The organism is Streptomyces sp. NPDC049577 (assembly GCF_040675635.1).
Classification (GTDB): domain Bacteria; phylum Actinomycetota; class Actinomycetes; order Streptomycetales; family Streptomycetaceae; genus Streptomyces.
In genome coordinates this window covers 1-21,886 of the sequence record NZ_JBFAPH010000065.1, presented here as the reverse complement: position 1 = coordinate 21,886, position 21,886 = coordinate 1, and the positions used below count along the sequence as shown (strand labels likewise).

The 21,886-nt window shown below is 72.4% G+C and carries 22 protein-coding genes; 12 read left to right on the top strand and 10 right to left on the bottom strand.

The window, feature by feature from the left end; genetic code table 11:
- The first annotated feature begins 305 nt into the window (after positions 1-305).
- A complete protein-coding gene (locus tag AB0K09_RS10750; protein WP_366064971.1) occupies positions 306-1,580 on the top strand; it encodes an Ig-like domain-containing protein in 1,275 nt (424 codons plus the stop codon).
- A gap of 59 nt (positions 1,581-1,639) precedes the next feature.
- On the opposite strand, the gene AB0K09_RS10745 is transcribed toward AB0K09_RS10750, so the two are convergent.
- The gene (locus AB0K09_RS10745) at positions 1,640-3,061 is read right to left on the bottom strand and encodes a cytochrome P450 (protein ID WP_366064970.1); all 1,422 of its coding nucleotides are present in this window, start codon (positions 3,059-3,061) and stop codon (positions 1,640-1,642) included.
- A gap of 335 nt (positions 3,062-3,396) precedes the next feature.
- On the opposite strand from AB0K09_RS10745, the gene AB0K09_RS10740 reads away from it, so the two are divergent.
- Entirely contained in the window at positions 3,397-4,569 is a 1,173-nt protein-coding gene (locus AB0K09_RS10740; protein WP_366064973.1) for a DUF2786 domain-containing protein, read from the top strand.
- A 6-nt stretch (positions 4,570-4,575) separates the two neighbouring features.
- On the opposite strand, the gene AB0K09_RS10735 is transcribed toward AB0K09_RS10740, so the two are convergent.
- Positions 4,576-4,998: a thioesterase family protein gene (locus tag AB0K09_RS10735; protein ID WP_366064969.1), complete on the bottom strand. Its 423-nt coding sequence runs from the start codon at positions 4,996-4,998 to the stop codon at positions 4,576-4,578.
- 182 nt (positions 4,999-5,180) lie between these two features.
- Here AB0K09_RS10735 and AB0K09_RS10730 point away from each other — a divergent pair, with 182 nt between their 5' ends.
- Positions 5,181-5,585 (top strand): hypothetical protein, encoded by a 405-nt coding sequence (locus tag AB0K09_RS10730; protein ID WP_366064968.1) that lies wholly within the window; start codon positions 5,181-5,183, stop codon positions 5,583-5,585.
- A gap of 132 nt (positions 5,586-5,717) precedes the next feature.
- On the opposite strand, the gene AB0K09_RS10725 is transcribed toward AB0K09_RS10730, so the two are convergent.
- Positions 5,718-6,923, bottom strand: coding sequence for an alpha/beta hydrolase (locus tag AB0K09_RS10725; RefSeq protein WP_366064967.1), 1,206 nt, complete (start codon positions 6,921-6,923; stop codon positions 5,718-5,720).
- A 329-nt stretch (positions 6,924-7,252) separates the two neighbouring features.
- Here AB0K09_RS10725 and AB0K09_RS10720 point away from each other — a divergent pair, with 329 nt between their 5' ends.
- Positions 7,253-8,497 (top strand): amidohydrolase, encoded by a 1,245-nt coding sequence (locus AB0K09_RS10720; RefSeq protein ID WP_366064966.1) that lies wholly within the window; start codon positions 7,253-7,255, stop codon positions 8,495-8,497.
- A gap of 25 nt (positions 8,498-8,522) precedes the next feature.
- On the opposite strand, the gene AB0K09_RS10715 is transcribed toward AB0K09_RS10720, so the two are convergent.
- Positions 8,523-8,939 carry a hypothetical protein gene (locus AB0K09_RS10715; RefSeq protein WP_366064965.1) on the bottom strand — a complete coding sequence of 139 codons (417 nt, stop codon included), beginning with the start codon at positions 8,937-8,939 and terminating at the stop codon, positions 8,523-8,525.
- A 295-nt stretch (positions 8,940-9,234) separates the two neighbouring features.
- On the opposite strand from AB0K09_RS10715, the gene AB0K09_RS10710 reads away from it, so the two are divergent.
- Positions 9,235-9,708, top strand: a complete 474-nt coding sequence (locus tag AB0K09_RS10710) for a hypothetical protein (RefSeq protein WP_366064963.1) — start codon at positions 9,235-9,237, stop codon at positions 9,706-9,708.
- Positions 9,709-9,842: 134 nt separating this feature from the next.
- Here AB0K09_RS10710 and AB0K09_RS10705 read toward each other — a convergent pair whose 3' ends face one another.
- Complete coding sequence (locus tag AB0K09_RS10705; protein WP_366064961.1) at positions 9,843-10,247, bottom strand: hypothetical protein; 405 nt, start codon at positions 10,245-10,247, stop codon at positions 9,843-9,845.
- A 92-nt stretch (positions 10,248-10,339) separates the two neighbouring features.
- Complete coding sequence (locus AB0K09_RS10700; protein WP_366064960.1) at positions 10,340-10,834, bottom strand: LysR family transcriptional regulator; 495 nt, start codon at positions 10,832-10,834, stop codon at positions 10,340-10,342.
- A gap of 44 nt (positions 10,835-10,878) precedes the next feature.
- Between AB0K09_RS10700 and AB0K09_RS10695 the strand changes: the two genes are divergently transcribed.
- Complete coding sequence (locus AB0K09_RS10695; RefSeq protein WP_366064959.1) at positions 10,879-11,415, top strand: flavodoxin family protein; 537 nt, start codon at positions 10,879-10,881, stop codon at positions 11,413-11,415.
- Between the two features lie 217 nt (positions 11,416-11,632).
- On the opposite strand, the gene AB0K09_RS10690 is transcribed toward AB0K09_RS10695, so the two are convergent.
- Positions 11,633-12,772 carry an alkene reductase gene (locus tag AB0K09_RS10690; protein WP_366064958.1) on the bottom strand — a complete coding sequence of 380 codons (1,140 nt, stop codon included), beginning with the start codon at positions 12,770-12,772 and terminating at the stop codon, positions 11,633-11,635.
- Positions 12,773-12,933: 161 nt separating this feature from the next.
- Here AB0K09_RS10690 and AB0K09_RS10685 point away from each other — a divergent pair, with 161 nt between their 5' ends.
- Together AB0K09_RS10685 and AB0K09_RS10680 are read left to right on the top strand one after the other, a co-directional pair.
- Entirely contained in the window at positions 12,934-13,845 is a 912-nt protein-coding gene (locus AB0K09_RS10685; protein ID WP_366064957.1) for a LysR family transcriptional regulator, read from the top strand.
- A gap of 322 nt (positions 13,846-14,167) precedes the next feature.
- Positions 14,168-14,353, top strand: a complete 186-nt coding sequence (locus tag AB0K09_RS10680) for a hypothetical protein (protein ID WP_366064956.1) — start codon at positions 14,168-14,170, stop codon at positions 14,351-14,353.
- 375 nt (positions 14,354-14,728) lie between these two features.
- Here the strand turns inward: AB0K09_RS10680 and msrA are convergent, their stop codons facing one another.
- Together msrA and AB0K09_RS10670 are read right to left on the bottom strand one after the other, a co-directional pair.
- A complete protein-coding gene (gene msrA, locus AB0K09_RS10675; protein WP_366064955.1) occupies positions 14,729-15,388 on the bottom strand; it encodes a peptide-methionine (S)-S-oxide reductase MsrA in 660 nt (219 codons plus the stop codon).
- A 46-nt stretch (positions 15,389-15,434) separates the two neighbouring features.
- Positions 15,435-16,526: a hypothetical protein gene (locus AB0K09_RS10670; protein ID WP_366064954.1), complete on the bottom strand. Its 1,092-nt coding sequence runs from the start codon at positions 16,524-16,526 to the stop codon at positions 15,435-15,437.
- 178 nt (positions 16,527-16,704) lie between these two features.
- Between AB0K09_RS10670 and AB0K09_RS10665 the strand changes: the two genes are divergently transcribed.
- The gene (locus AB0K09_RS10665) at positions 16,705-17,853 is read left to right on the top strand and encodes a cystathionine gamma-synthase (RefSeq protein WP_366064953.1); all 1,149 of its coding nucleotides are present in this window, start codon (positions 16,705-16,707) and stop codon (positions 17,851-17,853) included.
- A 78-nt stretch (positions 17,854-17,931) separates the two neighbouring features.
- Here AB0K09_RS10665 and AB0K09_RS10660 read toward each other — a convergent pair whose 3' ends face one another.
- Positions 17,932-18,438, bottom strand: a complete 507-nt coding sequence (locus tag AB0K09_RS10660) for a MarR family transcriptional regulator (protein ID WP_366064952.1) — start codon at positions 18,436-18,438, stop codon at positions 17,932-17,934.
- 225 nt (positions 18,439-18,663) lie between these two features.
- Between AB0K09_RS10660 and ilvA the strand changes: the two genes are divergently transcribed.
- From ilvA to AB0K09_RS10645, 3 genes are all read left to right on the top strand, one after another.
- The gene (gene ilvA, locus AB0K09_RS10655; protein WP_366064972.1) at positions 18,664-19,914 is read left to right on the top strand and encodes a threonine ammonia-lyase; all 1,251 of its coding nucleotides are present in this window, start codon (positions 18,664-18,666) and stop codon (positions 19,912-19,914) included.
- A gap of 85 nt (positions 19,915-19,999) precedes the next feature.
- Positions 20,000-20,965, top strand: a complete 966-nt coding sequence (locus tag AB0K09_RS10650) for an ATP-binding cassette domain-containing protein (RefSeq protein WP_366064951.1) — start codon at positions 20,000-20,002, stop codon at positions 20,963-20,965.
- Entirely contained in the window at positions 20,962-21,828 is an 867-nt protein-coding gene (locus AB0K09_RS10645) for an ABC transporter permease (protein WP_366064950.1), read from the top strand. The genes AB0K09_RS10650 and AB0K09_RS10645 overlap by 4 nt, the downstream gene beginning before the upstream one ends.
- Positions 21,829-21,886: the final 58 nt, after the last annotated feature.

Sequence of the window (21,886 nt, the reverse complement as noted above, 5' to 3'; positions counted from 1 at the left end):
GAGACTGACCCGATGTTAGTGATGCCGGAGAGCACGCGGAAGCCGCGTTCACAGGGTGAACCACAGGGTGAACCGCGGCCCCGGCGAGGGCCGCGCCCGCGGGCGGAACGTCCCCTCTCCGCCGCGTAGTCGCTCGTGCGGATTCGGTAGCGTTGCGCCTCTCCCGGCGGGCTATGGTCTTCCCCACACTTTCGCCCTGGTGTGGAACGGACGAAAGCGCGCAGGCGTTCTCTATGGAGAAGCCGGGATACGGGTAGCCCCACGAGCCCCGCGGACGGCTCGGGGGATTTCGGGGTCCAGGAGCAATGGAGAAGCGTGTGATGACGGACGGCAAGCGCCGCAAGGCCCTGGCGGCCGCGGCCGCTGTGCTCGGTGGCGTGCTGACCCTCGCCGCCTGCGGCGGCGACGGTGACGACGGCAAGAGCGGCGACTCCGGCCACGGCAAGTCGCAGAACCAGGTGGACGCGGCGGCGGCCAAGGAGGCCTCCAAGGCGCAGATCACGATCACGCCCAAGAGCGGCACCGCCGACGCCCAGATCAGCACCGAGGCCGTGAGGGTGACCGTCAGCGGCGGCACGCTCACGAGCGTCACCATGACCACCGACAAGGGCACCCCGGTCGAGGGCACGATATCTCCGGACAAGAAGTCCTGGAAGCCGGCCAAGCAGCTGGAGCGGTCCACCAAGTACAAGATCGTCGCCGAGGCCAAGGACGACAAGGACCGCAAGGCCACCGAGAACTCCTCCTTCTCGACGGTCTCCCCGGCCAACAGCTTCATCGGCTCCTTCACGCCGGAGGACGGCTCGACCGTCGGCGTGGGCATGCCCGTGTCGATCAACTTCGACAAGCCGATCAAGGACCGCAAGGCCGTCCAGTCGCACCTGCAGGTGACCTCCAGCAGCGGCCAGAAGGTCGTCGGCCACTGGTTCGGCGAGCAGCGGCTGGACTTCCGCCCGCAGGACTACTGGAAGGCCGGTTCGGACGTCACCCTCAAGATGGATCTCTCGGGCGTCGAGGGCGCCCCGGGCATCAAGGGCGTCCAGAACAAGACGATCAACTTCAAGATCGGCCGCTCGCAGGTGTCCACGGTCGACGCCAAGACCCACCAGATGACGGTCACGCGGGACGGGCAGGTCATCAAGACCATCCCGATCTCCGCGGGCAGCCCGCAGAACCCCACGTACAACGGCAAGATGGTGATCTCCGAGAAGTTCAAGGAGACCCGGATGGACGGCTCGACCGTGGGCTTCTCCAAGGCCGACGGCAAGGGCGAGTACGACATCAAGGACGTGCCGCACGCCATGCGCCTGTCCACGTCGGGCACCTTCATCCACGGCAACTACTGGGGCAGCGGCGTCTTCGGCGTCGCCAACACCAGCCACGGCTGCGTCGGCCTCCAGGACAAGCAGGGCGCGGACGACCCGTCGACGCCGGGCGCCTGGTTCTTCGGCCAGTCGATCATCGGCGATGTCGTCGAGGTCAAGAACTCCGACGACAAGACGATCGCCCCGGACAACGGCCTCAACGGCTGGAACATGGACTGGAGCGCCTGGGTCGCCGGCAGCGCCACGGGTTCCTGAGCGACGGCTCGACGGGCCCGGCCGCGCGGACGCTTCCGCGCGGCCGGGCCCGTTCGCGTTCACGCCCCGTGCCGGGGCTCGGCGGTCATGGGCAGCCGGTCCGGGTGGATCTCGCCCCGGGCCACCGCCCGGACCCGCACGCCCGGCACCGGGCGCAGCCGCCAGCGCCGACAGACGACCGCGGCCGCGATCATCATCTCCGTGAAGGCGAAGGTCTCGCCGATGCACTTGTGCGCCCCCGCCCCGAAGGGCATGAAGGCCCCCTTGGGCACCTCCCGCGCCCGCTCGGGCAGCCAGCGGTCCGGGTCGAAGCGCCGCGGCGAGGGGAACCAGCGGGCGTCGTGGTGCAGGGCGTACGGGCTGTAGAGGATCTCGGCGCCGGCGGGCAGCGTGAAGCCCCCGAGGAGCACGGGCACGTCGGCGCGGCGGGTGAGCAGCCACGGGGTGTAGCGGCGCAGGGTCTCCGTGAGCGCCCGCCCGGTGAACTCCAGGGCGGGCAGGTCCTCCTGGCCGGGCGGCCGGTCGCCGAGGACGGCGTCGACCTCGGCGTGCACCCGTGCCTCCACCTCGGGATGGCGGCCCAGTTCGTGGAAGAACCAGGCCAGGGTCGCGCCGGTCGTCTCGACGCCGGCCATCACGATGCTGGTGACGTGGTCGCGGATCTGGCGCTCGGTGAGCCCTCCGCCCGTACAGCCGGCCGCGGCGGCGGCCGCGCAGGGGGAGGGCGCGGCCGGCCGTACCGGCTCGTGCCGGTCGGCGAGGAGGACGGACAGCATGCCGCCGCCCTCCGGGCCGTCCCCCCGGCCGCCGGCGCCGTGCGCGCCGATCGCCGCGCCGATGGCCTCGCCGATGAAGGCGTCCATGGTGCGGTGGGCCCGGTCGAAGCGCCGTTGCCCCGGGGTCGGGACGCGCGTCCACCACTCGGGCAGGACGCTGCGGGTCATCATGCCCCGGGTGAGCACGGGCAGCGCCCGGTGGAACTCCCCGCCGGCGCCGCTCTCCGCGGCGGTGGGCAGCAGCGTGCGCGCCAGCACGTCCAGGGACAGGTCGTTCATGGCCCGGTCCACCGCGACGGTCTGCCCCGGCCGCCACGCGGCGGCGAGGCCCTGCGCGGCCTCCCGCATGGCCGGCACTCCGGCGGCGATCCGCTGCGGGTGGAAGGCCGGCTGGATCACGCGCCGGTGCCGGCGGTGCACCGGCCCGGAGATCGCCGCCAGCCCCTCGCCGAGGAACAGGGAGGCCTTCTCGAAGAGCCGGCCCCGCGAGAAGTGCCGGGCGTCGTCGACGAGGACGCGGCGGACCAGCGACGGATGCGTGACCGCGTGGACCGGCAGCATGCCGAGGCCGAGCCGCACCACGTCGCCGTGCGCGGCCAGCGAGGTGACGAACTCCAGTGGCCGCCGCATGAGCTGGGGCGCGTGGCCGACCACCGGCCAGGCGCCCGGTACGACGGGAACGCTCGTGGACGTGCGGGATCGCATACGGCTCCCCCCTCCGGACGGATGGACACGTAGAGTATCGATCGACTACGTTCCGCGACTCAATGTTCGGCCCGATAAGGGGACTTGCCCACTCTTCGGATGAAAGAACGTGACCTTTCGTGATGCCCGGGGACGGGCCGCCTGGGCTCTGCCCTCGGATTCGTCCTCGCGCTCGCGGCGGTGTTCGATAGGGGGAGGTGGCGGAGCACCGGCGTCCGCATCCGGGACGTCCGGGGGCGTCCGGGGGGCGTCCGGGAGTTCCGTGGCCCCAGGCGATTCGAGGAAGAAGGAGCCCTGTGGAGGAGACCGATCCGCTGGAGACCGTCCAGCAGGCCCTGCGCGGACTGCGCGGCGTGCCCGGGAGCGACCTCGACGACGCCCTGGACGTGGCCGCCTCCGTCCTGGCCGCCGCACCCGCCGGTCCCGGCGCGATCAGCCGCGCCCTGCTGCGCGCCGCCTCCGCGACCGTGCGCGCCGCCTGGGAACGCGGCTGGCAGCCGGCCGACGTCGTCCGGCTCGTGCGCCGCGATCTGCCCCCGGCCGCCGAGCGGTTCGCCGTCGACGTCATCGCCGCCGAGGCCCGCCGCTACGCGCCGGACACGCTGGGCGCGCGCTGGGCGGCGCAGCTGGCCGAGCTGGACGCCCGGGCGTGGTGGGACGGCGGCCCCTCCGGCGACACCGGATTCCTCGACGGCTTCGCCCAGCGCGAGCGCGTCAGCCGCTTCGAGGCCGCCGCCTGCGCCCTCGGCGCGCTGCGGCTGATCGACGCCCTCCCGCCGATCGGCGCCGTCGGCCCGCTGCCGGGCGCCGCCGGCCGCGCCCGTACGGCCGCTGTCGAGCCCCGCACGCTCGGGCGGATCCGCGCACTGCTGGCCAAGGCCGAGTCGACGGACTTCCCGGAGGAGGCGGAGGCGCTCTCCGCCAAGGCGCAGGAGCTCATGGCCCGGCACTCGATCGACGAGGCCATGCTGGCGGCCGGCTCCGCGGCGGCCGCGCACGGCGACGGGCCCGAGGCGTGCCGGATCGGTGTCGAGGGCCCGTACGAATCGGCGAAGGCACTCCTCCTGGGCGCGGTGGCCACGGCCAACCACTGCCAGGCGGTGTGGTCGGGCGAGTACGGCTTCTCGACCGTCGTCGGCTTCGAGGCCGATCTGGAGCTCGTCGAGCTGATGTACACGTCCCTGCTCGTCCAGGCGACCACCGCGATGCGGCGCGCGGCCGACGCGCACCACGCGGACGGCCGCTCGCGGCGCACCCGGGACTTCCGCCAGTCCTTCCTCATCGCCTACGGCGCGCGCATCGGCGACCGCCTCGCCGAGGCCGTGCGCGACGTGGCGGCCCGCGAGCGCCGCACGGAGGTCCTGCCCGTCCTGGCCGCCCGCGACCTGGCCGTCGGCGAGACCGCCGAACGGCTCTTCCCCGACACCACGGCCCACCGCCTCAAGGGCCGCGACGCGGAGGGCTGGGCCCGGGGCGCGGAGGCGGCGGACGCGGCCGTGCTGCGCTGAGTCGCCTCAGAGCCCCAGCGGTTCCGGGTCCGACGCCAGCGCCCGGAACCAGGAGGCCGGGTCGGCGACCAGCCGCCGCTCGGCCAGATCGAGCAGCCCGCCGACGCTCGTCACTTCGGCGGCGAGCGTGCCGTCGGCCTTCACGATCCGCTGCTCGATCCGGATCGTCTTCCCGCCGTCGTACCGGAAGGCACAGCTCACCCGCACCTCGTCCCCGGCCCGCAGCTCCCGGTGGAACCGCAGGTTGGTCTCCAGGTTCACCGGCCCCACGCCCTTCTCCAGCAACGCGCTCTGCCGGATCCCACCGGCCTCCAACGCACACCAGCGGGCATGTTCGGCGTACTGCATGTACACGCTGGTGTTGAGGTGCCCCTGGGAATCGGTCTCATAGCCGCGGACGGTGACGGCGACGCTGAATGGTTCACTCACACCGCCCCCAACCGCGGGGCGGGGGCGGGGCATTCCCGTCGGTCCCGCTGTTGAGCCCCACCCTGTCTGGACGCCAAGCCATGCCCAGAGGTTCCAGACTTGCGCAATTGTTGAAGTATGCGGCAGGGTTGCTCGTCCGGGCACGGTCGTCAACGTGCCCCCGTGTGCTTTCAGGAGATGCGTTGAACTGTTTCTTTGACCCGGCGCACGGCCCCGGCGTGCAGAACCTCATGTGGGCGCCCCAGTGGGGCGTGGCCCGCGGCGTCATGAGCTGCGTCGCGTGCGCGCAGCGCTGGGCCGGCCTTCAGCAGTCGGCCGCGCAGGGGTACGCGCCCGCGCCCCAGCAGGGATACGCGCCGCAGCCCGGGTACGCGCCGCAGGGGTACGCCGCCCCCGCGCAGCAGCAGGCGCAGCCGCAGCGGCAGGGGCCCGGCTGGGGCGGTGTCGTGGCCGCCGGTGCGGCCGGGCTCGTCGGCGGTGCGCTCATCAACGAGATGCTCGACGACGACGAGCCCCAGCAGATCGTCAACATCACCGAGAACTACGACGAGTACGGCGCCGGGAGCGGCGACGGCGACTGGTTCTAGTGCAAACACGCCGGCTGGCTCCACCAAGTCGAGCCGGTCTTCTCCACTACGACGCCAAGCCCTACCGCCGGACCTACGACGGCAGCCCACTCAAAGCCGCATGAAGCCCCGAAGAATCAACGCGGCGCCGCACTAGTGCTGGAAGAGTACTTCCGGATTGTTCGGCGAGGGGCCGTCCAGCAGCGGACGGTGGATCCCCTTCAGCGTCCGGTCGAAGAACGCTGTCACGTACTCGCGGGTGATCACCAGCCCGCGTGCCGGGGAGAGGGGCGGCGTCGGGAACCCGGCCTGCTGGTGAAGCAGGTCCAGGTCGCTGAAGCTGAAGTGGTCGGCGTCGGTGACCGTCAGCCACTTCTTGTAGCCGCCGAGGGCGGCCCAGGTCTGCCCCCACGTGGTGTCGTGGCCGCCGGCCGGGAGGTTTTCGGCCGTACCCAGCATGAGGAACGGCCGGTTGATCTGGCCGGGCATCGGGGCCGGGTGGAAGGTGCCGTCCATGTTCACTCCGGCCCGTACTCGCGGGTCGGCGATCATCGTGGTGGCGGCCGCCGCTCCGCCGAGGGAGTGTCCGGCCATGCCGATCTTGTGCTTGTCGATGAGGTGTGCCAGGGGCCACGCGGTATTGCCGTGCGTCAACCGGTCGATCACGAAGGACACGTCCCGCGCGCGGCTGGCGGCGACGGAGTCGAAGTCGAGCGCCGGGTCATCGCAGATCGCGCACGGCGGCGTCTGGCCGTTCGCCAGCGTCTCGCCGCTGTCCTCGTGGGTGTGGCCGACGAGCGCGACGACGTAGCCGTGACTGGCCAGGTCGGTCGCGAGCGAGGTGAGCGTCATGCGCGGGTCCTCGTACGCGGGTGAGAGGACCACCAGCGGATGCTTGCCGTGTTGCGGCCGCGCGCCGTCGAAGGCGTGAGTGGTGACGCCGGAAAGGTTCTGCGGGGTGACGCCGGAGCTCGCCGGTATCTTCGCGTGCTGGATGACTCCGGCTGCCTCGGCGAGGGTCATATAAGGGGCCGGAGTCCCGGTCCCGGGGACGGCCGGGTAGACCATCGTGACGGTCAGTTGGCGGGGGCCGGATGACGGCACCCACGGGTCGGGACGGCTCGCGTCGGTGAGGTGGATGACGTCCTCGCCGGCGGCGTAGGGGCCGGTCGGCGCGGGGAGCACGCCCTGGAAGGACCGCGTGGGCGCGGTGGCCGTGGCCGGTGCGGTGTCGAACGCGTGCGTGGCCACCGGTGTGGCCGGCGGTGTGGTCGTGGCGGCGAACCCGGCGCCGGTTCCGGTGACGAGGGCGGCGAGCGCCAGCACCGCGACAGCGCTGATACGGCGATTGCGTTTCATGGGATCGACGCTAGGTTCCGCAGCTCCGTATCGAATCAGCCCATGGATGTGTGTCGTTCGTAGCCCCCGCGAGGTACCGGGAGTCATCCGCCGGGACTATGTCGTGCGGCGCGGGGTTCCCTTCGCCGGCATCGTCGAGCGCCACCTTCGTCCTGGCCTACGACGAACACGACGCCAAGCCCTACCGCCGGACCTACGCCGGCAGCCCACTCAAAGCCGCATGAACCCCCGAAGGATCAACGCGGCGCCGCACCAGGGGGTTACCCCCACCCCCGCCCGGGCGGCTGCCGGATGGGCCGCGGGTGCCCTCCTCCAGCAGTGTGTGCCGCATGAGAATTCGTTCGACGGAAGACGCCGCCCTCACCCGCCGCACCCTGCTCGCCGCCGCCGCGGCGGCCGGTGCGGGGATCGTCTGGGGAACCGCCGGGCGGGCCGCCGCCGACGGGCCGGCACGGCCCGCGGAGCGCGGGCTGATCGAGCTGCGCCGGGACCTGCACCGGCACCCCGAAGCGCCCGGCCAGGAGCAGCGCACCGCCGATGTCGTCGCCCGGGCGCTGCGGGCGGCCGGGCTGGCCGTGAGCACCGGAGTGGGCGGCGGCCACGGCGTGGTCGGCGTCCTGCGCGGCGCACGGCCCGGCCGGACCGTCGCGTACCGGGCCGACATGGACGCGGTGCCGCCCGAGGGCATCGTCGGGGGCGGCACCGCACCCGCCCACGTCTGCGGCCACGACCTCCACACCACCGTCGCCGTCGGCATCGCACAGGCCCTGGCACGCCGGCGGCATCTGTTGAGCGGAACGGTGGTCTTCCTCTTCCAGCCCGCCGAGGAGTCGCTGGCCGGCGCCCGCGCGATGATCGACGCGGGGGTGCTGGAGCAGCACCGCGTCGAGGAGATCCACGCGCTGCACTGCGGCCCGTTCCCCGTCGGGCAGTTCGCCGTGATGCCGGGCTACGGGCTCCCGGGCCAGGACCATGCCCAGGTGACCCTCACGGGCCCGGACGCCGCCGGCGCCGCGCGCCGGCTCGCGGCCGGGATCGGGGCGCTCGCCACCGTGACGCCGCCCACGACGACCGCCGCCCTGGAGCAGCTGGTCGCCGACCTCCAGGTCCCGGACGGGCCGCTGGCCCGCTTCACGGCCGTCCGGGCGCGGGCGCAGGACGCCACGGTGAGCGTCGCGTACCGCTGCTGGCCGCCCGAGCGGTACACGGAGGTGCGCGCGGACGTCCGCCGGCTGGCGGAGCCGTACCCCGGGTCCCGGGTGAGCTTCCCCGCCGACCCGTTCCCCGCCATGGTCTGCCCGGAGCGCGAAACCGCCGCCCTGGCCCGCCATCTGCGCCGCACGCTCGGGCCGGACGCGGTCACCGAACTGCACGCGGCGATCCCCTTCAGCGGCGAGGACTTCGCGCTCTACCTGGACCGGATCCCCGGCACGTACACCTTCCTCGGCGTCCGCACCCCCGGCGCACCCGTCACGACCGCCTATCCGCACTACCCCGGCTTCACCCCGGACGAGCGGGCCATCGGCGTCGGCGTCCGCGCGATGACGCGGTGGCTCGCCGAGCGGACCCGCTAGCGTCCGGGGCGCCGGCGGGGACCGGTCAGATGTCGCCCGCCACCAGGGTCGACGGAGCGTGCGCCTCGGCCGGCAGATGGTGGTCGTCACCATCGAAGCGGGCGTAGTAGCCGTTCAGGGTCTCGTTCACGACCTCGGTGGGAGCGGCCAGGGGCGCGTCGCAGTTCGCGTCGCCATGGGCGTCGGTGACCGTCTGGCACAGCTTGGCGTGCCCGGGTGTGTACATGCGGATGTACGCCCCGGAGACGGGATTGCCCCGGTCGTCGGCGAGGTGGGCGTGCAGGGCCTGGTGGAAGTGGAGGAGCGACTGCTTGCTCAGGTAGAGGTCCAGCACCGTCGGCTTCTGACCCGTCGGATGAGCCCCGGCGCTGCCAGCGCCGGCGACGGACAGCGCGGCGGCCGCGCAGAGAACGGTGAGGGCACGGCGCAGACGACCGGTCATGAAAGCTCCTCGTGTTGACGACGGACAGCCGGATTAAGTACCGCTGCGACGATCGGACGGTCAACCGGTCGGAACGCGGAGGGCCGCCCGCCGAACCGCACCGTCGGGCGAGGGCGGAACAGGGGCCCGTACGGACGCGCCCCCGCCGCGCGGCGCGGGAACTCCAAACCGCTTCGATCGGGCGAACGCGCCGCAGCGCCCTGGAAGTGCATCACCCGATCAGGGGACATCCCCCGCCCTCCGATACCGTGCCGTGGACTTCGCACAACAGCACGGGGGTTGGAACATGCAGGGGATGAGCGGCGGTGCTTCCGTCGTGGCCGTGGCGGTCGTCGCCCTGGTGATACGACGACAGCTGCGCACCCGCCCGGTGCGGCCCGTCGCCTCGCTGGTGACCCCGGCCGTCATCGGCGTCCTGGGCGTCGTGGGGCTGGCCTTCGGTATCGCCTCGGTCGTCAAGGACCGCCCGCTGAACGCGCTGTCCGTCGCCCTCCTGGCCGCGAGCCTGCTCGTCGCGGCGGGCTTCGGCGCCGTCCGGGCACGGACGGTACGGGTGTGGACCGGCCCCGAGGGCGAGGTGCTGCGCAAGGGCACGGCGGCCACCACCGCCCTCTGGGTGGCCTCGGTGGGCGCGCACGCCGCGCTGGGCCTGTGGATCGACCACGCAGCCGGCACCGGGCTCCTGGGCGCCGCGTCGCTGTACGCGTACCTGGCGATCGGCCTGGGCACGCAGAACCTCCTGGTACGCGCCCGGGCCGCCGCGCTCTGACGGACGGCCCGGGGGCGGGGCTCAGCCCTGAACCGCCCGGGCCGCGCCGCTGCGGCTCGACCGGCACGAGCGCGACCGTCTCGCGCCGTCCCGCCGCCGGTGTCGCCGGCTCCGGCTCCGCAGAGCGCAGCACATCAGCGCCCTTGCAGTGCCTTGTGGGCGCCGTAGGCCTCGATGAAGCCCTGAATCGCCGGCAGGTCGTTCGCGAAGGACGGGGACCGCCACTTGTCCTTGCTGCCGTCGCGGTAGGTCAGGTCGACCCATGTGCTGATGGACACCGCGGAACTGTCGGAGAAGCTGCTTCCGCGTACTTGCAGCGCCATCCCGGCCAGATCGTGGAAACTGACGATCGTCAGCGGCTTTTGTTCGCTCGCGTATTCGATGGCGCCGTCGGTGGTGATGACCAGCAGCGGATCCGGATCCTGCGAGGTCCCGTGAAAGAAGCCGGACAGCTTCCCGCGCTTCTTGGTGAAGACACGCCAGTCCGCCGGGACGGGGCCCTGGCGTGCCTGCCCGAGGATCGTCAGGGGATCGGTCATGCCACCTCCCGGGTCCGTCACCACGATTCTCCGTCCAGCGGTGGGGGCACGCCACTCCGGGGCGGGCGCCGTGACCGCGGAACCCGCACCGCTCAGTGACCGGTGGAGGGTGACTCCGCCGAGGCGCGCAGCAGCAGGTCGCGCAGTGCCATGGCGGTGTCCGACGGCTCGGCGGGGATGAGGACGACCTGGTCGGCCGTGGTCGAAGGGCCGGTGAGGGGGATGATGCGCAGGCCCGGTGGCTGGTGGTCGAGCGCCGATTCGACGGTGATGCCGATGCCCGTTCCCGCGGCGACATGAGCGGCGATGGCGTGCACGCTGTCGGCGGTTCTGATGATGCGCAGGTCGGCTCCGCCGATGCGGAAGGCGGACAGGAGACGGTCGCAGAGACCGCTGTTGATCTGGTGCGGCCAGGTGAGCAGGCCGGTGGTGGACAGTTCGGCCGCGCTCAGCTCGGCGTGCCCGCCCAGGGTGTTCTCCAGCCGCCTGACGGCCTCGCTGACGGTGGGCTGCCCCCGGTGCAGGCGCGCGGCGGCGCGGCCGAAGTGGAGCTCTTCCGCGACCGCGACGAACGCTTCCAGTTCCATCCTGTCCACGGGACGTCACCGCGGGCCGCTGGCACGATGCGGAGGTGCTGGCACTGCTCGACCGCTCCGACGCGATCGTCCTCGGCTGCCCGACGCTGATGGGCAGCGTGTCCGCGGTGTTCAAGGCGTTCATGGAGGCGGCGTTCGCGCCGTTCACGACGCAGGCGTGGAAGGACAAGCCGGCCGGCGGGTTCACCATGTCCGCCTCGCAGAGCGGCGACAAGCTGATGGTCCTGGAACAGCTGGCGGTCTTCGCCGCGCAGCTGGGCATGCAGTGGATCGGCGTGGGCGACATGCCGGGCAACAACTGGAGCGGTGGCACCCGCGACGATGTGAACCGGCTGGGCTCGTGGCTGGGCCTGATGAGCCAGAGCCACGCCGACCAGGGCCCGGAGCACGCGGGATCCCGCGGCGACCGGATCACCGCGGCGCGGTACGGCGAGCGGATCGCCCGGCTGACTCAGCGCTGGGTCAACGCCGTGCCGTACGAAACTCCCCGGATGACCGAACACGAGGCCCGTGCCCTGTCGGCCTCGCTCAGGGAGGCCGACCGCGCACCGGAAGCGCTGACCGGCGCCTGACCTCGCGGATCGCCGGCACCGGCGTCGGGATCGACGGACGCCCCACGGGGCCGAATTCCCGTGGGGCGTCCCGGGCGTGCGTCCCACGCGCCGCCAGTGTGCCGGCAGGAAGCGGCAGCAGTAGGCCGCGGTCTTGTCCTCGTGCTCCGTTCCCGCGGGCGGATACGCGCGGACCGTAGGATGCGCAACCGTCCCGCCACCCGCTACGGCGTGGGCGCTAAGGTGCGGTCGGTTCGGGCACCCGGCCTTCGTGGCGGGCAGCGGCCAGCACGGGATAGTCGGTGTAGCCGGCCTCTCCGCCCACGTACATCAGGCCCTTGTCCTGCAGGGCATTGAGCGGTGCGCCGATGCGCAGTCGTTCGACCAGGTCGGGGTTGGCCAGGAAGGCGCGGCCGAGGGAGATCAGGTCGGCTCCCGCGGCGAGGAGCCGCTCGCCCTCGTGCTTGCCTCCGTCGGCGGGCAGCGGTCCTCCCCAGCCGAGTACGGGGTTGGCGATCAGCGTGCCCGGCCAGTTCTTGCGGATCTCCTGGAAGAGGGGCTGGTCCGGGTCGGCGAAGACGACGTGCAGGTATGCCGGGCCGACGCCGGCCAGCGCGTCGATGAGCGCCGGGTAGATGCTCTCGGTGTCGCCCTCCTCTATGCCGTTGACCGTGAGCCCGGGTGCGATACGCACCCCGACCCGCTGGGGGCCGATCGCGTCGGAGACGGCTTGGACGACCTCGACCACGAAGCGGATGCGGCCGGACACCGGACCGCCGTAGGCGTCGGTGCGGTGATTGGTGCCCTGCGCCAGGAACTGGTGGAGGAGGTATCCGTTTGCGGCGTGTACCTCCACTCCGGCGAAACCCGCGTCGATGGCCTTGCGGGCAGCGGCAGCGAAGTCGGCGACGGTGGAGCGGATCTCCTCGACCGTCATCTCCCGGGGTACGACGGCATTCTGGTGCCCGGAGGGGGTGTGGATCGTGTCGGGGAGCGCGACCGGCGAGGGGGCGACGGGCGTCAGCCCGCTGTTGTCGGGGTGGCCGACCCGGCCGCCGTGCTGCAGTTGCAGGAACATCCGGCCGCCCGCGGCACGCACCGCATCGGTGACGCGTCGCCATCCGGCCACGTGCGCCTCGTTGTGGATGGCAGTGATGTTGGCGTAGGTCTGGCCCACGGCGTTCGGCGTGGAAGCCTCGGCGATGATCAGCCCCGCGGTGGCGCGCTGCGCGTAGTAGGTAGCCATGATCGGTTGCGGGACGCCGTCAGCGGTTGCGCGGTTGCGGGTCATCGGGGCCATCACCAGGCGGTTGGGCAGAGCCAGGGAGCCCAGGCGGGCGGGTTCGAACAAGCGGGACGCAACTGGGGCGGTGGTCATGGTGATCGTCCATTGCGGCGGGCGCCCCGCTCGGTCGGCGGCGGCGCGATCAGTGAGTGTGTGAGCCCTCGGGCCCGGTCCACTTTTGAACGGACTGTCGGACGAAACAACACCGAGATCATCTACGATCGGTGATCCAGACTCACCGATGGAGGCCGGGGATGGAGCGACACGAGATCGAGACGTTCCTGACGCTGGCCGAGGAACTGCACTTCAGGCGCACCTCCGAGCGGCTCGGGCTGGCCCAGGGGCGAGTCAGCCAGACCATCAAGAAACTGGAGCGCCGCATTGGCGTGCCGTTGTTCGAACGCACCAGCCGGCGCGTCGCCCTGACCCCCACGGGACAGCAGTTGCGCGAGGATCTGCTCCCCGTTCGCCGACAGTTGCAGCGTGCCATCGATCGTGCGGTGGCCACAGGGCGAGGCATCACGGGTGTGCTTCGCATCGGGTACTCCAGCGCCATGGTCGCCGAGATCCTTCTGAAGGTCGCCGACACCTTCCGCTCCCGCTATCCGGATTGCGAGGTGGAGATCGAGGAGGTGCAGCTCTTTGATCCCTTCGGGCCGATCAGGAGCGGTCAGGTCCATCTCCAGGTCACCGAGCGCCCGGTGGACGAACCCGATCTCACGCTCGGCCCCGTCCTGCTCTCCGAGCGCCGCGTGCTGATGGTTCCCACCCGGCACCCCTTCGCCCAACGCGCGTCCGTGTCACTGGAGGATCTCGCGGAGTCGAAGCTCCTCTCCGTCGCCGGGTCCGTACCGCAGTACTGGCTGGACCACCACTACCCCCGGCAGACTCCGCAGGGCAGGCCCATCCCGCACGGCCAGGCCACCACCTACTGGACGGAGCTGCTGAACCTCGTCGGCATGGGCAAAGGCGTCTCACCGGCCAGCGAGGCTGCGGAGCGCTATCACGCTCGCCCTGGCGTCACATGGGTCCCCTTCCAGAACGCCCCTCCCATCGAGTACGGGTTCATCTGGCCGACGTCCGGCGAGAACGCCCGGATACGAGCCTTCGTCGAGCTGTGCCCATCGGTCGTCCGGCCCCGCACTCCCGGAGCTGCCGGGAAATGACCGTACGCATGTCTCGCGGCAACGGCAGCCACGGAGCACGGGCGGCCGGACGCCGGGCCGGACCTCCCCCCGATCCCGCAGTAGCCGCCCGGGGGCGGGGGTGGCGAGGACGGAGGGCTGACGGGCTGTGCCGGCGTTAGTCCTTCCCCCTGTTTCGGGGGTCGGTTGCTGGTCCGTCAAGCTGTCGCAGCGCGAGGTAATTCTGATATGCCCTGCGGAGCTTCTGTGCGCCCGTGCAGTGCCGGTGGGCGAGAGCAATGGCAGGGGAATGCTCTCGGCCGGTTCGTACTCCATGCCGGCAAACACCTTCGGGAGGCATGTCATGAGCAATGTCCGCCGGTTCGTCGCCGCCATCGCAGCGACCGCCCTTCTTGCCCTGGGAAGCGTCGCGCTCGCCACCCCCGCTCAGGCCGCCGACGGCGGCGGTCTCGATGACGTCCTCAGCGGCCTCAGCAACACCCTTGATGACCTCCTGGGCGGACTCGGCTCCGGTGCCACGGGCGAGTAGCCAAGCAGCGCCGCACGCTGACGCCTCAGCCCCGACAGCATGTTCGGCGGGCCGCCGAAGCCTGTGAGCCGTTCACCATGCGCCGGCCTCGTTCCCGCGCGTGTACCGGGCGGGCCGCTCGAAGCCGGCAGGCGTGCCGCCCGCGCTGCCACAGCGTCGGCGGCGGGCCTGTTCGTGCCGGCGCCGGCCCACTCGCCGTCTGAGAGATCGCCCCGCTCCACACCCAGCGGAACGAGACTCCAGCACCGCGGTCATGCGGTTCGTCGGACGGACTTTACGGGTGTCCGGTGAGTCGGCACAGGCCCGCACTGACCCATCGGACACGCCTAGTGCGCCGGCAGCGAGCGCCGCAGGCAACGTGCCTGGTGAGGGGAGTCAGTTGTCCGTCTTCGCCACCCCCACCGGGCAGCTCACCCCCGTCCCCCCGATCCCGCAGTAGCCGCCCGGGTTCTTGTCCAGGTATTGCTGGTGGTACGCCTCCGCCGCGTAGAAGGGGCCCGCCGGGAGGATCTCCGTCGTGATCGGGCCGTGGCCCGACGCCGTCAGGACGGACTGGTAGGCCTCGCGGGAGGACTCCGCCGCCGCGTGCTGGGCCGGGGAGTGGGTGTAGATCGCCGAGCGGTACTGGGTGCCCACGTCGTTGCCCTGGCGGAAGCCCTGGGTGGGGTTGTGGGACTCCCAGAACAGTTTCAGGAGCGTCTCGTACGGGACCTGCGACGGGTCGAAGACCACGCGGACCGCTTCCGTGTGGCCCGTCAGGCCGCTGCAGACCTCTTCGTACGTGGGATTCGGGGTGTGGCCGCCCTGGTAGCCGACCAGGGTGGTCCAGACTCCCGGGGTCTGCCAGAACTTCCGCTCGGCGCCCCAGAAGCAGCCGAGGCCGAAGTCGGCCACGGCCAGGTGGCCGGGGTAGGGCGGGGCCAGGGGCGTGCCCAGGACCGTGTGGCGCTCGGGGAGGGGGAACTCCGGGGCCGGGCGGCCCTTGAGGGCCTCCTCGGGGGTGGGCAGGACGGGTGCGCGGCGGCCGAACAGCATGAGCACTCCAAAGGAGGGTTCCGGGACTGGGAAGAACGCGCGCGGGCTACGCGGGATTCCCGCCGCGCTCCCAGCCGGCCACGGCCAGGGCGCGGTAGGTGGTGTAGGCGGCGACCGGGTCCGGCTCGTACGTCCAGGGGATCGCGCCGATGTGGCCGTCGACCGCGCGGAACTGCTCCAGGGCCTCGCCGTAGCGCTCGGCGCGGATCAGGAACCAGGCCAGCAGATGGCGGACGTGCGGCAGGACGGGATGGCCGGCCGGGGCGTGCGCGACCGCGTACCGGGCGGCCTCCACCGCGTCGCGGACGACCTCGCTCTGGTAGAGGCTACGGACCAGCTGGACGTCCGGCAGGTGGTCGTGGACGGCGAAGAGCGGCAGGGCGGGCAGCAGGCTGCCCTCCGGGGCGGCGGCCGCGACACGCCGGGCGAAGGACTCGGCCTGCTCCCGGGAGCCGTGCCACTTGCCGCTCCAGTAGCGCAGGGCGGCCAGGTGGGCGCCCATGTGGTGCGGCACCCGGGCGGCGACCCCCTCCCACAGGGACTGGAACTCCGCCGCGCCCACGCCGAGGCCCCGCGCCACGCCCAGCTCGACGATGGCCGGCACCGGGTCCTCGGGGGCCAGCCGGGCCGCCTCGGCGCAGACCGTGCGGGCCTCCTCGAGGATCATGCGGTAGTCCTCCGACCCCGGATCCCGCAGAGCCTGCTGGACCAGGAACTCCGCCTGCACCGCCGCGCCGCCGGCGTCCTCCGGGGCCACCACGCGCCAGTGGCGGAGCCACATGCCGCCCGTGCCCGGCGCGTCCGCCAGCTCGCGGACGGCCGCGCCCGCCAGCGTCTGGACGCGCTGCCAGCGCAGCTCGGCTGAGCCGGCCGCGTCCGTACGGGCCAGCAGCTCGGCGGCCGGCTTCCAGTCCTGCGTGCGCCGGGCCTCCTCGACGGCCGCCAGCAGCTCCGGGTCCGGGCCGGGCAGCCGCACGTCGAGCCGCTCGGGCGGCAGGAAGCCGTGCGCGCCGGCGGGGTCGACGGCCGCGCCGGCGCCCGTCAGGGCCCCCTGCGCGGCGCGCCGGCGGCGCGCGGCGGGGGCGGCCACCACGCCGCAGATCACGAGCACGGCGAGCAGGATGAGAAGGATTTCCATGACTTTCCCGGGAACGGCGGCCATCATCCGGCCGGTAGCACGGATGACGGGAGGATGACAGTGACGGCGGACGCGTACGTCACCTACAACGCCCGGCGCCACGGAAACGTTCGATGTTCATACGCCCGCAACAATTTGAACTGCACGCTTCCGGCGGACGGGTATTAGCCTCGGGGCCATGAGCGACCAGCAGCAAGCCTTCGAGACCCTCGCCATTCACGCCGGGCAAGAGCCGGACCCGCTGACCGGTGCCGTCGTCCCGCCCATCTACCAAGTCTCCACCTACAAGCAGGACGGCGTCGGCGGCCTGCGGGGCGGTTACGAGTACAGCCGTAGCGCCAACCCCACGCGTACCGCTCTGGAGGAGAACCTGGCGGCGCTGGAGGGCGGCGTCCGGGGTCTCGCCTTCGCCTCCGGTCTGGCGGCCGAGGACACCCTGCTGCGCACCCTGCTCACGCCGGGTGACCACGTGGTCATCCCGAACGACGCGTACGGCGGCACGTTCCGGCTGTTCGCCAAGGTCATCGCCCGCTGGGGCGTGGAGTGGTCGGTCGCCGACACCTCCGACCCGGCCGCCGTACGGGCCGCGCTGCGGCCCCGTACCAAGGTGATCTGGGTCGAGACGCCCTCGAACCCGCTGCTCGGGATCACCGACATCGCGGCCGTCGCGGGCGTCGCCCGCGAGGCGGGCGCGAAGCTGGTCGTGGACAACACGTTCGCCAGCCCCTACCTCCAGCAGCCGCTGGCGCTGGGCGCGGACGTCGTCGTGCACTCGACCACCAAGTACATGGGCGGCCACTCGGACGTCGTCGGCGGTGCGCTCGTCACGGCCGACGCCGGTCTGGGCGAGGAGCTGGCCTACCACCAGAACGCCATGGGCGCGGTCGCCGGGCCGTTCGACTCCTGGCTGACGCTGCGCGGCATCAAGACCCTCGCGGTCCGTATGGACCGGCACAGCGCGAACGCCGAGCGCGTCGCCGAGCTGCTGCTCGCGCACCCGAAGGTGACGCAGGTCTTCTACCCGGGCCTGCCGGACCACGCCCACCACGAGGTGGCGGCGAAGCAGATGCGGTCCTTCGGCGGCATGGTCTCGTTCCGCGTCGAGGGCGGGGAGCGGGCGGCGGTCGAGGTCTGCAACCGGACCGAGCTGTTCACGCTGGGCGAGTCGCTGGGCGGCGTCGAGTCGCTGATCGAGCACCCGGGCCGGATGACGCACGCGTCGGTGGCGGGCTCGCTGCTGGAGGTGCCGGCGGACCTGGTGCGGCTGTCGGTCGGCATCGAGTCGGCGGACGACCTGCTGGCGGACCTGACGCAGGCGCTGGGCTGACCGGATCGGTCCTGCGGATCGCGGGCGGGCCGGAGCGAGTCTCCGGCCCGCCCGCGTGCGTCTTCGGGGGGAGGCGGGTCAGGACGCGGGTGCGGCCGGAGCCACCGGCGGCAGCGTGTGGATGTCGGAGAGGGCCGCGTTGAAGCGGGTGAGCAGCGTGCAGAACAGGTCGCGCTCCTCCTCGCTCCAGCCCTCCGTGACCAGGGCCATCAGCTCCCGGCGGGACGCGCGGACCTCCTCGAGGCGGCCCTTGCCGCGCGGCGAGAGCTGGAGGACGACGGCGCGGCCGTCCTCGGGGTGCGAGGTGCGTTTGACGAGGCCGGTGTCGACCAGCGGGGCGACCTGGCGGGTGACGGTCGAGGAGTCGATCCCCATGCCCGCGGCGAGCGCTTTGACGCCCATCGGGCCCTCCTGGTCGAGGCGGTTGAGCAGCAGATAGGCGGCGCGGTCCATCGAGTTGTGGACCCGTCCGACGCCGCCGAGCCGGGTCTGTTCGGCGCGGCGTGCGAAGACGGCCACCTGGTGCTGGAGGGTGTCGAGGACACCCGGGGCGCGGTCGGTCGTCATGTCCGGATGCGTGGGCATGGCCTGGGGCTCACTTCGTGCGGCGGGAAGGGAATTGCTCAGGAATGGGGGACAGAGTACGCGGCCCGGCGCCCGTGCGTACCGGTGCTTCGCAAACCGGTCGGTATGTGATGTGCGCGACAGTCGTTACCGGGGCGAGCTGCGAGACTTGGGAGCATGAGCGCACGAGCCGGCCGGCGGGCCGGGGAGGGTGACCGGGCCACGGATCCGGCCGCGGGCCGGGCCATGGACCGGGCCACGGGTCCGGCCGCCGGACAAGAGGGAATCACCCTCGTGACGCTGGACGACGTGCGCGCCGCCCAGAAGATGCTCTCGGGGATCTGCCGGGTCACCGCTCTGGAGGGCAGCCGGTACCTGTCCGGGCTCTTGGCCGCGCCGGTGCTTCTGAAGTGCGAGAACCTCCAGCGCACGGGCTCCTTCAAGGTGCGCGGCGCCTATACGCGGATCGCGGGGCTCTCCGAGCGGGAGCGCGCGGCGGGCGTGGTGGCGGCCAGCGCAGGCAACCACGCGCAGGGCGTGGCGCTCGCGGCCTCGCTGCTGGGGGTGCGCTCGACGGTCTTCATGCCCGAGGGCGCCCCGCTGCCCAAGGTCGCGGCGACCCGGGAGTACGGCGCCGAAGTCCGGCTGCACGGACAGGTGGTGGACGAGACGCTGCGGGCCGCCCGGGAGTACGCCGGGGCCACGGGCGCGGTCCTCATCCATCCCTTCGACCACCCGGACATCGTCGCCGGCCAGGGCACGGTGGGGCTGGAGATCCTGGAGCAGTGCCCAGAGGTCCGCACGGTCGTCGTGGGCCTGGGCGGCGGCGGGCTGGCCGCCGGGATCGCGGTGGCGGTCAAGTCGCTGCGGCCGGACGTGCGGATCGTGGGCGTGCAGGCGGAGGGCGCCGCCTCGTACCCGCCGTCGCTGGCCGCCGGGCACCCGGTGGCCCTGGCGGCGCCGGCGACGATGGCGGACGGCATCAGGGTGGGCCGGCCCGGGGACGTGCCGTTCGCGATCGTCGAGGAGCTCGTGGACGAGATCCGTACGGTCTCCGAGGATCAGCTGGCGGGCGCGCTGCTGCTGTGCCTGGAACGGGCGAAGCTCGTGGTGGAGCCGGCCGGGGCCAGCCCGGTGGCGGCCCTGCTCGCCGATCCGGGCTCGTTCCGGGGCGGGGGCCCGGTCGTCGCGGTGCTGTCCGGCGGCAACGTGGACCCGCTGCTGATGCAGCGCGTGCTGCGGCACGGCATGGCGGCCGCCGGCCGCTACCTGTCGCTGCGGCTGCGGCTGGCGGACCGCCCCGGCGCGCTGGCCGCGCTGCTGGAGGTGCTGTCCGTGGTCGACGCGAACGTCCTCGACGTCGGCCACGTCCGCACCGACCCGCGCCTCGGCCTCACCGAGGCAGAGGTGGAGCTGCATCTGGAGACCAAGGGCGAGGAGCACTGCGCGGAGGTCCGCGCGGCCCTGCGCGAGGCGGGGTACCGGGTCATCGCTTAGGTGCCCCGCGGGGAATTTCGCCGGGCGGGCCGCGCACGCCGAACGTAAAATCGTGTGCCACGCCACCTCAACGGGGAGTAAGCCCATGCCAGGTGCCATCTACGCCGAGGGTCTGGTGAAGACCTTCGGCGACGTCAAGGCTCTGGACGGCGTCGATCTCGACGTTCCGGAAGGAACGGTTCTGGGACTGCTGGGCCCGAACGGCGCCGGCAAGACCACCACCGTGCGCGTCCTCACCACCCTGCTCAAGCCGGACCGCGGCCGTGCCGTCGTGGCCGGCCTCGACGTCCTGAAGAAACCCAACGAAGTCCGTCAGGCCATCGGTCTGTCCGGCCAGTTCGCCGCCGTCGACGAGTATCTGACGGGCCGTGAGAACCTGCGCATGGTCGGCCGGCTCTACCAGATGAGCGCGCGCGACGCGAAGGCCCGGGCGAGCGAGCTGCTGGAGCGTTTCCACCTCGCCGACGCCGCCGACCGGCCCACCAAGACCTACTCGGGCGGCATGCGCCGCCGGCTGGACCTCGCCGCCGCGCTCGTCGTCAGCCCGCCGGTGATGTTCATGGACGAGCCCACCACCGGGCTCGACCCCCGCAACCGCCAGGCGCTGTGGGAGGTCATCCAGGAACTCGTCGCCGGCGGCACCACCCTGCTGCTGACCACCCAGTACCTGGAGGAGGCCGACCACCTGGCGCACGACATCGCCGTCGTCGACCACGGGCGCGTGATCGCGCGTGGCACCTCCGACCAGCTCAAGGCCCGCACCGGCGGCGAGCGCGTCGAGGTCGTCGTGCACGACCGGGAGCACCTGCCGCTGGCCGAGCAGCTCCTGGGCACCTTCGGCCGCGGGGCCGCCACGGTCGATCTGCACACCCGCAAGGTCACCATCGGCGTCTCCGGAGGCGCCCGGCTGCTCGCCGAGGTCATCCGCGAGCTGGACGGCCGGGGCATCGAGATCGACGACATCGGGCTGCGGCGTCCCACGCTCGACGACGTCTTCATCTCGCTGACCGGACACGTGGCCGAGGAACGCGAACAGGAGGCCGTCGCATGAGCGCCGAGACCGCCGCATCCACGCTCACCAGGAGGCCCGTCCCCGCGGCGCGCGGCGGCATCGCGCAGTCCGTGCACGACTCCCTGGTCGTCGCCCAGCGGAACCTGATCCGGATGATCCGCATCCCCGAGGTCGTGGTCTTCGGGCTGGTCCAGCCGATCATGTTCGTGGTGCTGTTCAGCTATGTCTTCGGCGGCTCGATCGCCGTCGGCGGCAACACCGATCCGACCACCTACCGGCAGTTCCTCATGGCCGGCATCTTCGCGCAGACCGTCACCTTCGCCACGGCCGGCGCGGGCGCCGGCATCGCCGACGACATGCACAAGGGCCTCATCGACCGCTTCCGCTCGCTGCCCATGGCGCGCGGCGCGGTCCTCACCGGGCGTACCCTCGCGGATCTGGTGCAGACCGCGCTGACCCTGGTGGTGCTGGCCGTCGTCGCGGTGATCGTCGGCTGGCGCGTCCACCACGGCGTGCCGGAGGCCCTCGCGGCCTTCGCGCTGCTGCTCCTGCTCGGCTACGCCTTCTCCTGGATCGGCGCCCTGATCGGCCTGTCGGTCCGCACGCCGGAGGCGGCCACGTCGGGCGGGCTGATCTGGCTCTTCCCGCTGACCTTCATCTCCAACGCCTTCGTGCCGGCGGACAACATGCCGACCTGGCTCCGCCACATCGCGGAGTGGAACCCCTTCAGCGCCACGGTGCAGGCGGCGCGGCAGCTCTTCGGCAATCTGCCCGAGGGCTACCCGGTGCCGGCTGCCTGGCCCATGCAGCACCCGGTGTGGGCCTCGCTGCTGTGGTCGGTGCTGATCATCGTGGTGTTCCGCAGCCTGGCGGTGCGCAAGTACCGGTCGGCGACGGCCTGAGGCCCGCCCCCTGCGAGGGGCGCGCACACGCGAGAACCCCGGCGCCGCCGAGGGGCGG